Annotated in this window: 11 protein-coding genes and 1 pseudogene; 11 read left to right on the top strand and 1 reads right to left on the bottom strand. The window is 40.6% G+C overall.

Annotation, left to right across the window (positions count from 1 at the left end):
* Window positions 1-6 precede the first annotated feature (6 nt).
* From CLW00_RS21840 to CLW00_RS07920, 11 genes and pseudogenes are all read left to right on the top strand, one after another.
* Window positions 7-321, top strand: a pseudogene (locus CLW00_RS21840) (CatB-related O-acetyltransferase); the annotation flags it as partial.
* Window positions 314-1,657, top strand: a complete 1,344-nt coding sequence (locus CLW00_RS07965; protein WP_106133153.1) for a class-II fumarase/aspartase family protein — start codon at window positions 314-316, stop codon at window positions 1,655-1,657. The pseudogene CLW00_RS21840 and the gene CLW00_RS07965, both read left to right, overlap by 8 nt.
* A 5-nt stretch (window positions 1,658-1,662) precedes the next feature.
* The gene (locus CLW00_RS07960; protein ID WP_106133152.1) at window positions 1,663-2,676 is read left to right on the top strand and encodes a cyclase family protein; all 1,014 of its coding nucleotides are present in this window, start codon (window positions 1,663-1,665) and stop codon (window positions 2,674-2,676) included.
* Between the two features lie 14 nt (window positions 2,677-2,690).
* Window positions 2,691-3,635: a glycosyltransferase gene (locus CLW00_RS07955; RefSeq protein WP_170073190.1), complete on the top strand. Its 945-nt coding sequence runs from the start codon at window positions 2,691-2,693 to the stop codon at window positions 3,633-3,635.
* A 4-nt stretch (window positions 3,636-3,639) separates the two neighbouring features.
* On the top strand, window positions 3,640-4,746 hold the full coding sequence (locus CLW00_RS07950; RefSeq protein ID WP_106133150.1) for a glycosyltransferase family 4 protein: 1,107 nt from the start codon (window positions 3,640-3,642) through the stop codon (window positions 4,744-4,746).
* Window positions 4,724-5,839, top strand: a complete 1,116-nt coding sequence (locus CLW00_RS07945) for a glycosyltransferase family 4 protein (RefSeq protein WP_106133149.1) — start codon at window positions 4,724-4,726, stop codon at window positions 5,837-5,839. The genes CLW00_RS07950 and CLW00_RS07945 overlap by 23 nt, the downstream gene beginning before the upstream one ends.
* Window positions 5,820-6,881 (top strand): GumC domain-containing protein, encoded by a 1,062-nt coding sequence (locus tag CLW00_RS07940; RefSeq protein WP_106133148.1) that lies wholly within the window; start codon window positions 5,820-5,822, stop codon window positions 6,879-6,881. The genes CLW00_RS07945 and CLW00_RS07940 overlap by 20 nt, the downstream gene beginning before the upstream one ends.
* Window positions 6,882-6,930: 49 nt before the next feature.
* Entirely contained in the window at window positions 6,931-7,983 is a 1,053-nt protein-coding gene (locus tag CLW00_RS07935; RefSeq protein WP_211300170.1) for a glycosyltransferase, read from the top strand.
* A gap of 1 nt (window position 7,984) precedes the next feature.
* The gene (locus CLW00_RS07930) at window positions 7,985-9,247 is read left to right on the top strand and encodes an O-antigen ligase family protein (protein ID WP_106133146.1); all 1,263 of its coding nucleotides are present in this window, start codon (window positions 7,985-7,987) and stop codon (window positions 9,245-9,247) included.
* Window positions 9,234-10,322: a glycosyltransferase gene (locus CLW00_RS07925; RefSeq protein ID WP_106133145.1), complete on the top strand. Its 1,089-nt coding sequence runs from the start codon at window positions 9,234-9,236 to the stop codon at window positions 10,320-10,322. Before CLW00_RS07930 ends, CLW00_RS07925 begins: the two co-directional genes overlap by 14 nt.
* Window positions 10,319-11,602: a TolB-like translocation protein gene (locus tag CLW00_RS07920; protein WP_106133144.1), complete on the top strand. Its 1,284-nt coding sequence runs from the start codon at window positions 10,319-10,321 to the stop codon at window positions 11,600-11,602. The genes CLW00_RS07925 and CLW00_RS07920 overlap by 4 nt, the downstream gene beginning before the upstream one ends.
* Here the strand turns inward: CLW00_RS07920 and CLW00_RS07915 are convergent.
* Window positions 11,599-12,945: a pectate lyase gene (locus CLW00_RS07915; RefSeq protein ID WP_245917197.1), complete on the bottom strand. Its 1,347-nt coding sequence runs from the start codon at window positions 12,943-12,945 to the stop codon at window positions 11,599-11,601. The genes CLW00_RS07920 and CLW00_RS07915 overlap by 4 nt on opposite strands.
* Window position 12,946: the final 1 nt, after the last annotated feature.

Here is a 12,946-nt window from a genome sequence, read left to right as displayed (position 1 = left end):
TGCAGCATTCAAAATGATGTTTGGATTGCTGCCCATGCAATAATAAACAGAGGAGTGACAATAGGTCATGGCGCAATTATTGGCGCCGGCGCAGTAGTGACCAAGGATGTGGAGCCATACACGATAGTGGCGGGTGTCCCTGCAAAGCCAATCAGAAAGAGGTTTCCTGAACATATCATTGAATCATTATTGGAAATAAAATGGTGGGATTGGCCATTGGAGGTGATCAAATCAAATTTAGAGTTGATCTATGCTACCAAAGTAGATGAATCAGTAATTGAAAAACTTAAAGAAATAGCAAAGAATTTAAAGGATGCCTAGCTCAATATTAGACTCAGATTATTACAAAGATATGTTTGGCACTGCAGAAATGCGTGCTGTTTTCAATGACCACAGCAGGTTACAAGCCTGGATTGTCACCGAAATCGCCCTTGCTCAGGCTCAGGAGAAACTCGATATCATTCCTGCAGGCATAGCGGAAACCATTGAGAAGTCGGGGAAACCTGAAAACCTGGACCTAGCGGAAATGAAAGCTGAGTTTGATAAAGTGGGTTTTCCCATACTCCCGTTTGTCAAGCAGCTCAACAAAGCCTGTGGCGCTGAAGCTGCCCGATGGATACATTATGGAGCGACTACTCAGGATGTTTTAGACACCGGCATGGTTCTTCAGATGAAAGCGGGTTTGGTGCAGGTTGAAGACAACCTGGATGGGATTATTAAGGCTACAGCTGAGCTTTCAAAAAAGCATGCTAAAACTGTCATGGCGGGTAGAACATTCCAGCAGTTGGCGGCACCCATTTCATTTGGTTACAAAGCCGCGGTCTGGCTGGACGAAATGCTACGCCACAGGGAGCGGATTCAGTCATTGAAAGAAAGATTGCTGGTTGGACAATGCGCAGGAGCTGTCGGAACCTTTGCCACCTTGGGTGACAGGGGAATTGAAGTGCAGCAAATCATGATGAAGGCTCTCGGGTTAAAAGCCCCGGACATTACATGGCATACAGCAAGGGACAGCTGGGCTGAACTTGTGTCTGTTTTTGCATTGATGGCAGCAACTTTTGCCAAAATCGCTAATGAAATCGCAATTTTGATGCGCTCAGAAGTAGGTGAACTGAGTGAGCCATTTGAGGTGGGCAGGGGAGCCAGTACTACCTTACCACAAAAAAGAAATCCGATTTCCTGCGAGCCTATCATTGCCATTGCACCTAAACTGCGTGAACTTGTGGGCTCTCAACTGACAGCAATGATCCAGGAACACGAAAGGGGAGTGGGACAGATGAATATAGAATGGATGGTGATTCCTGAGGCATTTGTGCTGATGTCGGGATCCTTGAAACATACGCGTTTTATTCTTGAAAATTTATGGGTAGGTGAAGCCACTATGAGAAAAAACCTGGATCTGGGAGGAGGTCTGTTGATGTCGGAAGCCGTGATGATGGGATTGGCTCCCAAAGTAGGAAAAGCGAAGGCACATCACCTGGTTTATGCCGCAGCAAGTAAGGCACACGAGAATAAAACAACCCTAAAAGAAGCCCTGATGCAGGAAGCTGAAATAACAGCTGTGCTTTCAGCGTCTGAAATTGATACATTGATTGACCCGGTAAACTATCTGGGGGTATCAGAGAAAATGATAGATCAAGTACTGAAAAAACTATAAGCAGGATGGCTAAAAGATGGATAAAAAGACCTGAAAACTCCACTTGGGGAGATTGGGGAGAAGACGATCAATTGGGCAGACTGAACCTGATCACTGCCGAAAAAGTAAAACAAGGTATAGCAGAAGTAAAGGAAGGATTGACTTTTTGCCTGAGTTTACCACTTGATTATCCTGGCGGTCAGGTGATCAACAAGGTGAGGTTTCCTCCCGTATTGAAGCCCGTTATCCGCAATAATGAACCCTACTTCAATTATTTTTGGAACAAAACCGATCCGAATCATACCGATATAGGTTCCGATGACGTGGTGTTGTTGCACACCCAATACTCCACCCAATGGGATAGCTTGGCGCATAGAGGAGCATTATTTGATGTAATGGACAGCGGTGAGCCCCAAGCCGTTTATTACAATGGATTCCGTGTCGGTGAAGATGTAGTCATGAACGACAAAAATGAAACCAAAGCCAAAGCCCTGGGAATGGAAAACATGGCCTTTCATGGTGTGCAGGGAAGGGGCGTATTGGTTGATCTATTCAGTGAGTTTGGAGAATTCCCGAGGAAAGAGGTGGGATATGACGATTTGATGAGATTGATTGAAAAACAAAAAGTTGAAATTGAGGAAGGGGATATTTTATGTTTGTGGACTGGGCTAGATCAAATGATACTCAGGATGAAAGGAAAGCCGGATGAAAGTATAACCAAAGCCTGTGCTGTTTTGGACGGCTTTGACCCCAAATTATTGCAATGGATCATTGACTCAGGTATTTCGGCCATTGCTTCTGATAATCTGGCTGTAGAGGCTGTTGGTAAAAAAGTGCCTGAAGGGAAGCAAGGAAGTAATTTGCCCATCCATGAACTGTGTTTGTTTAGGCTTGGCGTTCATTTAGGTGAATTATGGCAGTTATGTGATTTGGCTGGATGGCTAAAGGCCAACAACAGAAGCAGGTTCTTACTGACCGCCCCACCGCTGAGACTTACGGGAGCTGTAGGTTCCCCACTTACACCTATAGCGACTGTTTAAAAAAAATCAAAAAAATGAGTTATACCCCATTGCAGAATCCCGTACCGATCAAAGACCAAAAATGGCCTGATGGAACTCAGCCTTTGGTAACTACCCGGACTATGACTTACAATCATGTCAATTTTATTGATGAGTGTATTGAGGGGATATTGATGCAGGAAACGACATTTCCGGTACAGGTTCTTATCCATGATGATGCCTCTGATGATGGGACTGTAGAAAAGCTTAGGGAATATGAGAAAAAATATCCGAATGCGTTAAAAATATATTTTCAGGAGGTTAATTCTTACAGATCCCCAAAAAAGAAAGCTTTACGCGAACCTTTTTTCAGTCAGATCAAAGGTAAATATCTAGCCCTATGTGAAGGCGACGATTATTGGACGGATGCTACCAAATTGCAGAAACAAGCTGAGTTTTTAGAATCTCATGACGATTATGTGATTGCTTACCATGATGCAGTAGTAGTCGATCCAGAAGGGAAGCTTTTGGAGGATTCCAAAATGAGTGACGAAAAAAAGAAAGATAGCTCAGCTGAGGACCTGATTTCGGGAAGTAGCCACATCCTTACCCTCTCTATGATGTATAGAAATATGGGGAATATCAGAGAATCTTGTATTGAAGCCAAATATATCAAGAATGGAGATAACCTACTCACTGCTTTCTTGGGTCAATTTGGTAAGGGAAAGTACATGTCAGATATCAAGCCAGCTGTATATTTAAGACACTCAGGAGGAATATGGTCGTCTCTTTCTGAAAAAGAAAAAGAGGCATCGAAGTTAAATTCATACTTTTGGATGTACCAGTATTTCAAGCGAATAGATAATCCAATTGGAAAAAGGGCTTACTTCAAAAAGGTAGGTCAATTGATGAACAAGACTGACGATGAGTATAACCTGATAATGGTGAAAAAGGGCTTCTTTTCAAAAATTGTCTCATTTATAGCAAGAATTTCAAATTAATATCTTGAAAGTACTCATTATCAACAAACACATCTCATATGCCTTAGGCGGTTCTGAAATGCAGTGTGATTTGATAGCTAAAGGCCTGAGTCAAATTGGCCATCAAGTGGTCTATGGCGCTGTATCTCTTCCAAAGGATTTTGAACCTTCTTTTTCTTACAATTACACCATTGTTGATTTTGACAAAAGCAGTAGGGTTTCCGTGAAAGGTTTTCTTGAAAAACATAAACCTGATGTGATTTATTGGAGGTACAATAAACATGGGTTGGACAAGATCATTCCTGTTGCAAAAACATTGGATATCCCTTTTGTGTATGCAGTTTCTCATATCAATGACGTCACTAGGTTTGCCTACAAACCCATGAAACCTAAAGGTCTCAAGGGGAAATTGAAAAGTAAACTAAGTATACTGAAACAGAAACTTCAGTCAGCAAGACAGTTCTCTTACCTGAAGGATATTTCCGGACTCACTTCATTGAATTCTGAATTCATTGGAAAATTGGAAGTTCCTTTACAGAAGGTGATTAAGAATGCAGTTACTAAAGTAACGGAGCCTTTTAGCAGCGAACAGCCATATGTGGCATGGGTTTCCAGCATAAAAGCTTCAAAGCGACCTGAAGCATATATTGAATTGGCCAAGAATTGTAAGGATTTGGAATTTTTATTCCTCATGATCGGTCCGATCCAGCAGCAAAGTTATGAGCAAGTTGTTTCGGAGGCTGAAAGCCTGCCTAATTTCCATTATCTAGGCAAAAGAACACCAGAAGAAGTCAACGGTATTTTAAAGAACGCACAATTACTGGTGCATACCTGTGAACCAGAGGGTTTTGGTAACAATTTTATTCAAGCTTGGATGCAGGGCATTCCAACAGTTAGTCTCAGTTTTGACCCTGATAATATTATTCTTACGGAAGGATTGGGATTTGTGTCAGGTACACAAGATCAAATGCAAAAAGATGTGAGAAGGCTGTTGGAAGATGCCAAGCTCAGAAAAGAAATGGGCAGCAAAGCAAAAAAATATGCAAGTCAGCATTTTTCTGAAGAAAGACTGAGTGCAGAAGTAGAGGAGTTTTTAACAAAGATTGTGGATGAAAATCGTATACATAGCTAGTTCAATTATTCCTTCCAGAAATGCCAATTCCGTCCATGTCATGAAAATGTGCCATGCCCTGGCAAGAATTGGACACGAGGTTACTTTGATAGTCCCAAAAATCCAAAGTGATTTGTATGTTGAGGACGTGCACGCATTTTACAATGTAGACCATTTGTTTGAAGTAGTATATGCCAAATGGCCTGCATACAAAGGAAAGGCATTGAGATTTGCATTGGATGCTTCGAATATTATCAAAAAGCTAAATCCGGACTTTATCTATGGACGTAGTTTTTTATGCTGTTTTGTCTGTTCTTTATTGAATAAGGTGCCAATTGCTTATGAATCTCACTATCCCATCAAAGATGAGAGCGCTTTAAATGATTATTTTTTCAGAAAAATGATCAAAAGAAGCAACTTTAAATTTTTGGGTGTCATCACAGATTCCTTAAAAAAACACTATACCAATAATTACCAATTGAGCGATAGTCAAGTAGTTATCCTGCCTGATGCCGCCGATCCCACTTCAGCCGAAATACTGAACGGCCAGCCTGAAGAAGATAAAATCATCAAGGTAGGTTACGTTGGGAGTTTTTATAAGGGTAGGGGTATAGAGACTATTTTGAGCTTGATTGGGCAATGTCCTCACTACAGATTTTTATTGGTAGGAGGTTCTCCTGAACAAATTGCTGAGGTGAAATCCCAATTCAATGAAAGTGAAAATGTAACTCTTTACGGATATCTCAATCACAAAGAAGCTGAAAACATCAGAATGAAATGCGATGTACTTTTGGCTCCATATGAGACAGAGGTCAGTACTGCCGGAAAAGTAAAAACCGGAAAGTGGATGTCACCTCTTAAAATCTTTGAATATATGGCGGCTGGAAAAGCAATCGTCTGTTCTGATTTGCCTGTGCTGAGAGAAGTATTGAATGAACAAAATAGTATTCTTGTGAAAGGGAATGACATTTCTCAATGGATATATGCCTTAAAAAAACTAGAAGATGCTGAATTTAGAGCTAATTTAGGCGACAAGGCAAAAGAAGATTTTCTTACAAATTATACCTGGGATGCTAGGGCCAAAAAATTAATCGATGAAACAAGAAGAGCTTAGGCTTTCCGATGTCCTGAAAGCCATTTTAGAAGGGAAAAAAATCATAATCATTTCCCTCGCCGTTGCTTTGGTTTTGGCAATCATAAATTTTGCCACAACTCCAAAAGAGTATATTACCAAAAGCACATTACTTCCTGTTGTAGAACAATCCAGTAGGTTACCAGGTAATCTGGGCGGCTTGGCTGGTTTGGCAGGTCTAAATATGCCTACCAACCCCGGTAGTTCCATTCCGCCAAACCTTTATCCTGATGTGGTAGCGAGTACGCCATTTGGCTTGTACTTGATCAAGCAGGAATTTTATTTTCCTAGTGTAGGACAAACATTGACGCTTGAGGAATATTTTGTCAGACATCAGGAAGTGAGCCTTTTGCAAACAATTTTCAAATTACCGGGCAGGTTCTTTTCGCTTTTCAAAAAAAGCGAACCCAAAAAAGATGCGGTAGAAAGTACTGAGCAAGTTCAAGAGAAAAAGGCCAACAGGAAACTCTCCGGAAGGGAAAATTCCGCCATCTCTCAGATCAGAAGCAGGGTAAGTGCCGAAGTGGATATGTCTCTTGGAATAGTGACGGTTCAGGTCAAAATCCAAGATCCACAAGTAGCTTCTAAATTGGTAGACCTTACTTATGAATACTTGTCTGAATATGTGATCAACTACAAGTCAAGTGCTGATATCAGAAACTTAGAATTTATTGAGGAGCGATATGATGAGGCAAAAAGGCAGTATTTCAAGTCCCAGGATGATTTGGCTTCTTTCAGAGATAGAAATCGTAACATTATATCAGCTGCTGCTCAAGTAAAAGAGGAACAACTCAGAAATGAGGTATCTATCTATTTCAATGTGTTTAATAATTTGGCTCAGGAAGTAGAGCAGGCTAAAATCAGAGTGCAAAGGTCAGTGCCTGTGTTCAATGTGCTTGAACCAGCCTATGAACCTTTGAAAGAGTCAAGTCCTAAATTGGTTTTGAATATCGTCGTGTTTCTGTTTTTAGGCTTTGCTTTATCAGTGGCCTATATTTTATTTTTCAAGCCTATTAAAGAATAAATTGGGCTTAAAGAAGCAAGAGTTTTTTTTCCTGATCAATTCTCTCCGTTTGGGAGGGGCAGAGAAAAACTGTGTCAACCTGGCCAATGCGTTGACAGAAAACGGTCATAAAGTAAGTATCATTGTAATGGAACTTAGAGAAGCCGTATTGGCTGATAACCTATCGCCGGATGTCAGTGTGATCAACCTTGAAGTAGCCCATGCACGACAGTCCCTTTTCAGGTTAAAAAGTACCATTGAAGCAAATCAAATACGCCAAATCTTGGTATTTACTTTTCAGCTCTCAGTCGTTTTGGTTTTGATCCGGAAATTATGGAAAATGGACCTCCATATCGTAGCCAGAAGTATCAATAGTCTTGGAGAAAAATTCAAACATGAGAAAAGTTTTTGGCACAAATGGGTCAGTCAATACCTGATTAAAAGGTGGTTTTTTGATGTAGATCATATCATTGCCCAATCCACGGGGATGAAGAATGAACTTGAATCCCTCAAAGGAAAGAGTGAAGTTCCTGTCACGGTAATATTTAATTTTCTGGATCAAATTCCAGTTCAAACGCAGCCATTGAATACTGAAAAGAGCAATATGGTTTTGTTTGTGGGGAAATTGAAAGCCCAAAAAAACCTGTTTTTCTTGATTGATGCATTTGAAATCGCATTGAAGTCGAATCCAGACTTACAGTTATGTCTAGTTGGTGATGGAGATCAAAAGCAAGACCTCGAAAATCATGTATTTTCCAAAGGCTTGGAGCATAATGTCAGTCTTGTGGGCAAGAGCCAAAATGTAGCCCAATATTACAAACAAGCGCTGGTTTGTGTACTAAGTTCACATTATGAAGGCTTTCCCAATGTGTTGATTGAAGCCAATTCCTATGGTTTGCCAGTGGTAAGTCTAGATTGTCCAAGCGGTCCATCTGATATCATACTTCCCTATATCAATGGAATCTTGGTAGTGGAAAGTACCAAAGAAGCTTTCGCCGCGGCCATCATTGATGCCATACAATATGAATGGGAAAAAGAAGCAATATCAAGGTCTGTTTTTCGATTTTCTAAGGAAAAAGCTGTTGAAGCTTATTTGCAAATTTTACAACGTCCTTTAGCCTGATATGCTTTTAAGGTTTAAGATCATAGATGTCCTCAATGTTTTGATACTGGCCTATCTGTTGGCATTGTTCTTCCTGTATCCTTATGGCTTACCTCTTATTGGCTCCAATAACCTCAGGGTCTCTGACCTGTTTGCTTTCCCTATTTTGGGTTTGGCGATTATCTTACTGGTACATAAAAACAAGGTATACCATTACCCGATTCTCAATTCTTTTGTGCTCCTATTTATATTGTTTGAGCTTCTCTACCCCATTTTAGGTTTATTTGTTGGTTATGAGGGGCTTGGAGCCATTGGAAATACCTTGCGTATGGCCTTGATTTGGTTGCCTTTTTACCTATATATTCTCCTTTCTGAGCCACCTAAAGTGCTGGAGTTAGACAGGTTTTTAAACAAAGTCTTGAGGTACAGTATTGTCTTGAACATCATCTATGGGGTCATTCAGATCGCGGTTAGGATCAGGATGCTGCCGTATTCATTTTTGATCACCAAGCACCTTGAGCCTTTTGCAGTGGACTCGCACTTCAGGGTAGTGGATGGGATTAGGGCATCAGGATTTTTTGTGAATACGACAGGTTTATCAGTGTTTGCCATTTTATCCATGAGTTATTTTCTCGCCAGCTACATAGGCAAAAGGAATAGCTGGGATGGGGCATTTGTGCTTTTAAGTTTCCTGGCCTTGGTATTGACCACTTCAAGGGCAGGCGTGATTACGGCAGTTATCATTTTGACCGTGGGTTGGATTTTTATACCCAATAGAGGAAAGTTGGTAAGTATTCTCATATTCCTTTTAATGGGCGTTGTGGGTTATTTTATCATAGATTTATATGTGGGTACGGATGTGTTATTTGGTAGATTCACAAGGATCATAGAGGGCGGTGCAGCTACTGATCGCTCTTTTTCTCACCGTACCGAAAGACTGTGGCCAAGGGTCTTCCAGGCACTTGAATCATTTGAGTTTGGCACCTTGGTGAATGCTGTCAGCAAGGTGGGCTTGGTGGATTCCGGATACCTTACCTATTATGCTCAAGGCAAATGGCCATTTATTTTGGCCTTGATTATTTTTCTTATCGGTACATTGATCAAGTCACTAAATATATTTGTGGATCGGGCCAACTGGGCAAATTTCCTGGTGTTGGCGATAGTCATTTACCTAAGTTTCACCATGGTAGTGCTTAATCCCCTGCGTTCTCCTTTTGTAATTTTCTTTTTATTGTTTGGCCTTTGGATGGCCGAATCACATAAATCTCAACATGCAAAAAATTAAAGTTCTATATATTGTTTCTACCCTTGAATCCAAAGGGCCGACCAATCAATTGTTTTACCTTATCAAGTACCTGGACAGAGAAGTCTTTGATCCTATGATTTTGACCCTTTCTCCTGAACCCAAGTCCTCAATGAAAGCATCTTTTGAGAAGGAAGGCATTGATATTCAAACTTTGGGAACTGGAAGATTGTCTGGGATTTTGAAGAACAAGAAAATCCTAAAACAAATACTACAGAAGTTTAAGCCTGATATTATTCAATCTATGGGTATCAGGGCTGATGGATATAATGCAGGATTTGGCTCAGAATTTAAGCGCATCACCACATCGAGAAATTTCCCCTTGGTGGATTACGTCCAAAAATTCGGGAAAATCAAAGGTTTGCTCATGGCCAAAATGCATATTGCTTATTTTAAAAATCTGGAAGTGGTGGCCTGTTCTATGAGTATTTTCAAGCAGCTTTCTGAAATAGGAGTGTCTAGTACTACAATCCAAAATGGTGTGGATTTGAGCCGCTTTTCTCCTGAATCCATTACTGAGATGAAAAATGAAAGTACTGTAGATGAAAAAATCGTATTTGTGACTGTCGGAAGCCTTATTTTTAGAAAAAATAACTCCCAACTTATTCAAGCTTTTAGCGGACTTGGGGAGGATTTCAAACTGATTGTGGTGGGAGACGGTCCTGAGTCTGATGATTTGAAATCCTTGGATAAGCTTGGAAATATTGAATTTGTAGGCCATCAGTCTGATGTGAAAAAATATCTTCTGGAAGCTGATGCTTTTGTTTCTGCTTCTAGAGCTGAAGGCCTCCCCAATGCAGTTTTAGAAGCGATGGCCTGTGATTTACCTGTGATTTTGTCCGACATTCCACCTCATCGGGAATTGGTTGAAGGAAGTGAATTTGATACTTTTTTATTCAACCTAGATGATGTAGAAGACCTGAAAGAGAAAATTCAAATTTTCTCCAAGCAATTGCATGGCTTAGGTGGAGTAGCAAGAGGTTTGGTTTCAAAAAGGTTTGCTGCAGAAGTAATGTCAAAAAAATATCAAAAACTCTATTTACAAGTTTCAAAGTGAGGTATTCAAGGAAAGAAAGAATAATTGCAAAGTATCTGTCAGCTTTTCCCGGGGCAAAGCAATTTCTGAAAAAGACATATCAAAAACTAAACTTTATCCTTTACCGGCCCAGCCATACGCATAAGAGTTCCTGTGCGATAGGTGCTGCTGAGGATGGTGAAAAAGAAACATTTTTTGGGTATTATGACAAATCGCCGGAAAGTCAATGTGGCACCTATCTACTCTATCATTCCACTGCAAGGAATACCAAAATGTTGCCTTCTGGCAGAGAATCTATCGAGGTAGTATGCCAAAATCTTGGAAATGATGAAGTCATTTACAGGAATATTACTTTGGCGTACAACTGGCAGCAAGGTGCAAGGTTGCATTGGGTAGGTCCAAAGTCTTTTGTTTTTAATGTTTTTGAAACAAATTCCGGATATGATGCCATACAGGTGACTATCGATGAGGATGGTGAAGTAACTGAAAGTAGGCTGGGTAAACCTGTTTATGAAAGTATTGAAAGTGGATTTCTCAGCTTGAATTTTGAAAAACTGAACAAATTGAGGCCTGATTATGGATACAGGTGTCATGAGGTGGAAAGAGAGCTAAGTTTGAGCGAAGAAGGTATTTATTTTAAAAATAAGAATGCAGAAGAATGGCGTGTTCTGGTCAGTTTGGAAAGTATTCTTAAAAAGTATCCCATCAAAACCGGGGGGGATGTACTTTCAGTGGCTCAGAGTTTTCAAAAATTCAACCACATTATGGCCAACCATCAAGGCGATAAGTTTGTGTTTCTTCACCGTTATTTTTTGGATGGAAGAAGGATTGACAGGCTATTTTGTTACAATATGAATTCTCAGAAAATTACGCTTCTGAATAAAGATGAGATGGTTAGCCATTATTGTTGGAAAAATTCATCTGAGTTGATTGTGTACATGAGGGATGAAGCCCTTTGCGGTGACAACTATTACCTGGTCAATGCCGATACTGGAGAAATTCATACCATGAAAGACCTTCAGGACAAGTTTGGTGATGGGCATCCACAATCCTTCAATGAAAAGTTTATGGTGTTTGATACCTATCCCAACAAGTCAAGACTCAAAGAATTGTTCTCTTACCATTTCTCCAACGGAGAGATCCTCAAACTGGGAGAGTTTTTAGAGACATTGAGTTATTATGGTGAAACAAGGTGTGACCTTCACCCAAGAATCAACCTAAAAGGAGACAAGGTCTATTTTGATTCTGTCCACTCAGGCAAAAGGCATCTGTGGTGGATTGATTTGAATCAAAAGGTTTAGGGAATATAAGCTACTATTTCATTGAGGTAAAGTTCCAAATAAGTGTAGTATGAGTTTTCTGCTACTTTAGCGCCATCATCGGGGTCATTCGGGTCTAATCCTCTTGCAATCTCCCATTCGTCAGGAATCCCATCTCCATCTGAGTCTTTAGGGGCTTGGCCGCTTTTCAGAACCGGCCATCCGCCGACATCTTCCTGTGAATCAATAATGCCCTTGTTGCCATATGTGAAAGTTCCTTCTTGGACTTCATAACTGATACGGGAATCGATCTCATCTCTGCAAAAACTCGCCCCGCTATATTTCAACACATCAGCAAATGCCTCTTGGGCTGTTTGAGTGCCTTGGATTTGAAATGGAAAAGGCGAGGAAGCCCGTGCATTTCTGATGTTTTCACCCCTTACAGGCCCTTCCCAATTACCTCCTAACCAATTACTCTGCGAGGCCTGTTCATCTCCAAAAATAAAATTTCCATCAATAAAGAATTTGCCTTTTGGTTCCAAGACGCGCAATATTCTATATTTATGCTCTTCCTGTGTAGCAGGCCCATGTTTAAAATAATTATTGACTATATTGTGGTTGCCTTCTTCACCACCATGCATAGTGAAATTCACCCAATTGTAGATAACGTTATTTCTAAAATCAACAATTTCCTGCTTGGGTTGTTTATGGTACCGAGCACCATTAAACCTTGGTAGTCTGGCAAAGTGATGGGCTATCAGGTTGTGGTGAAAAGTCGCTCCTCTTCCGCCAAAAATCCCTCCATAGCCATGAGGGCCTGAACTGTGATAGGAGTGATGCAATGCCTCTGTGATCATACACCATTGCATTGTAAAGTTTTGATTGTCATAAAATGACGCTACTTCATCATTGCCCCAACTGACAGAACAATGATCTATAATGATGTTTTTTTGTTTATTGCCCGCAAAAGCATCATACTCTCTTTTGCTCCGATCACCCACTCGGATCCGTATATAACGAATAATGATATTACTGGCCCTTACAAGAATCGGATGGTTTTGAACAGTGATGCCGTCTCCCGGAGCAGATTGGCCTGCAATAGTCAGGTTCCCATTGGTGATAAGAATTCTTTTCTCCAATTCGATGTTTCCGGCTACGCTAAAGACCACAGTTCTTCTTCCGGAAGCTTCCAAGGCCTCCCTAAGGCTGCCTTCTCCACTGTCATTCAGATTGCTGACGGTGTACACCTTGCCGCCTCTACCGCCTGTAGTATGTTTGCCATAGCCGTCTGCAGTTGGAAAAGCCAAGGGTTTTTGATTTTCTTGGGCGTTTATATCTGTAAATAAAAAATGAAGGATTAAAATGATGAAAAGCCTTTTATACATT

Source organism: Mongoliibacter ruber (assembly GCF_003003005.1).
In the GTDB taxonomy this organism is placed as follows: Bacteria; Bacteroidota; Bacteroidia; order Cytophagales; family Cyclobacteriaceae; genus Mongoliibacter; species Mongoliibacter ruber.
This window is presented reverse-complemented; position numbering and strand designations above follow the sequence as displayed.